Genomic DNA, 2313 nt, shown 5'->3' with positions numbered 1-2313 from the left:
TTGCCACCCGGACTCTCCAGGAAGTCGACAATGACACCCTGGCGGCGATCGCCGCACTGCTGGATGATTCCCAGCAGCATGAGTAAATGACCGTCCCCGCTAGCCTGCACGGCTCGTTGCTGTCTTGTCGCGGAGGTTCGGGAGGAACCTCACCGACTCTGGGCAGGCACGACACGACCTATCCCTTGTGAAATAGCGCGGCCCACCCGGGAGGAACGGGTGGGCCGCAGAGGTTCCCAAGGAGGAACCGGGACCAGCGCGCTGGACCCAGTCGGTAGGTGAGCGGTTATTGGAGTTGCTGGTCGGTCCAGTTCTGGATGACGTACCCGGTCCTATCTTTGGCGACTTGGAAGGTCATGTGGGCCGGGTCGGGCGTCAGGGTCCAGCCATCCTCGGACTGCCAGGTCCAGGAGGCAACGACGTAGTACGTGGTGATGTCGCCCTGAGGGTAGGTGTCGGTGATCTGGACCTGTGGTGTGCTCTTGGCGTCGTGTTCGGCGGCTTCCCACCAGTCTTCGGGCAGGACCGGTTTGGCCGGGGTGACGAAGATGTCCTGGTATTCGTCCACGAACAAGGGCAGGGCCCGGCGGTAGCCGTCGGTGGGTGAGACGTCGGTGGTGGTGTCCCAGGTGGTCATGACCTGGGCGGCCGTGGTGACGAGCTCGTCCGCGCTCATGCCCTTGCGTTTCAGCTTCCCGGCCGGCGCCTCCGGGGAACTCGAGGCCGTGGCGGGCGGTGCGGTGGTTTCCCAGGCCCTGCCGGTGGCGGCGTCGCTGGGAGCGGCCGATGGGGGCGTGGCGGTCTCCGCGGTGGTTGGGGTGGCGTCACTGGTATCTGGCTGGGCGGTCCGGGTGACGGCGTAGACGACGCCGGTAGTCAAGAGCGCGACGGCGACCACGATGGCAATGAGGAGGGCGGTGAATCGGGTGGAGCGCATGGGTTGAACTATTCCTGGGTGGAGGCGGGCAGTCGAATGTATCCGGGGACGTCGCTGACCGGGGTGTTGGTCACCGAGTAGGTGTTAGGGGTGGCGAGGTTGTAGTGCTCGATGATGGCGGTGTCTCCGTCCACGGCGGCGACGAAGCCGACATGTCCGTAGCCACCACCGATGTCGTTGTACCCCCACCAGGCGATGTCCCCGGGGCTAGGGTCGGAGGTGTGGAAGCTGACGCCCTCGGCCTGGGTGAGGATGTCCCTCCAGGATCCTGCCCCGGATTGACCGGGACCGTAGCCCACGCCCAGTGCGGCGAAGGTGAACGGCGGCTTGCCCTCGCCTTCACTCCAGCCGAGGGACTGGTTGATGCGCCACATCACGAAGTCGGTGCACTGGCGCTGGGTGTGGCCGAACAGGCTGCGGGCGTGGCCCCAGCCGTCGACGCCCACGGGTTCGCGGTGGGGGTAGTCATCGACGCCGACCCCGTCGACGTTGAGCTCGCCCAGGGAGTCACAGAGCCCGGCGCCGCCGGTTCCTCCAGTGGCGGTGGTGATCTTCTGGACGTACTGCTGGGTCTCCTGGAACGGGGGGATGCCCTGGTGTTTGAGCACGGCCCCGGGTCCGGCGTTGTAGGCGGCCAGGGTGAGGCGGATCGTCTCGTTCTCGTTCCCGGCCAGCGGGGCGACTTGGGCGCGCAGGTGCTTCATGTACCGGCCCTGGGCGGCAATGGCGGCGAACGGGTCGAAGGGGTCGGTGCCGTCACCGAACTGGGCCCAGGTGGCGGGCATGAACTGGGTCAGGCCCTGCGCACCGACCGGGGAGACCGCAGTGGGGTCCCACCGGGATTCCTGGTCGATCTGGGCCGCCAGAATCCCGACGGGAATCCCGGAGTGCTCCGCGGCGGTGGCGATGGCCTGGCGGTATTCACTGGGCACAGACCCGGTGCCGGTCTCGGGGCGGCAGACCCCGCCCTCGGCCGCGGGGCCGTCGAACACGGCCAGGGTGAGCAGCAGCAACACCGCACCCAGGATCAGCCCGAGCAGGGCGGTGCCCAGGCACCCCAGGCCGGCGGCGGTCTTGTTCAACATCGGCTCACATGCCCTCCACGACGGCCGCGGTGGCCTGCAGGTAGGCGTCCCGAGTCCGCGGGGCCAGGGCCTCCCAGACGATCTCCCCGCCGTCGTCCAGGGTGCGGTCATACGGCACCACGACCACCGAGCGGACCAGGCCCGTCAGGCTGTTCTGGATTTCGGTCAGGCGCTGGGTGGAGGCGGTGCGCGGCTGGGTGATGATGGCGACCCCGTTGGCCAGCTTCTCCCCGTACCCTTCGGCGCGCAGGGCGTCGATGGTGGTGAAGGCCCGGCGGGCGGCGTCTTCCT

The 2313-nt window shown here is 68.2% G+C and carries 2 protein-coding genes and 1 pseudogene; all 3 read right to left on the bottom strand.

What is annotated here, in order from left to right:
- Positions 1 to 286 precede the first annotated feature (286 nt).
- Positions 287 to 937 carry a hypothetical protein gene (locus PLJ28_RS15650; protein ID WP_298044715.1) on the bottom strand — a complete coding sequence of 217 codons (651 nt, stop codon included), beginning with the start codon at positions 935 to 937 and terminating at the stop codon, positions 287 to 289.
- An 8-nt stretch (positions 938 to 945) separates the two neighbouring features.
- Positions 946 to 2022, bottom strand: coding sequence for a transglycosylase SLT domain-containing protein (locus PLJ28_RS15645; RefSeq protein WP_298044716.1), 1077 nt, complete (start codon positions 2020 to 2022; stop codon positions 946 to 948).
- Between the two features lie 4 nt (positions 2023 to 2026).
- A pseudogene (locus PLJ28_RS15640) lies at positions 2027 to 2313 on the bottom strand (chromosome partitioning protein); the annotation flags it as partial.

This window comes from Citricoccus sp. (genome assembly GCF_035445025.1).
GTDB lineage: Bacteria > Actinomycetota > Actinomycetes > Actinomycetales > Micrococcaceae > Citricoccus.
This window is presented reverse-complemented; position numbering and strand designations above follow the sequence as displayed.

What these genes read in the sequence shown, in the direction of transcription:
- PLJ28_RS15650 (WP_298044715.1), bottom strand. Translation starts at nt 937, where the DNA reads ATGCGCTCCACCCGATTCACCGCCCTCCTCATTGCCATCGTGGTCGCC.
- PLJ28_RS15645 (WP_298044716.1), bottom strand. Translation starts at nt 2,022, where the DNA reads ATGTTGAACAAGACCGCCGCCGGCCTGGGGTGCCTGGGCACCGCCCTG.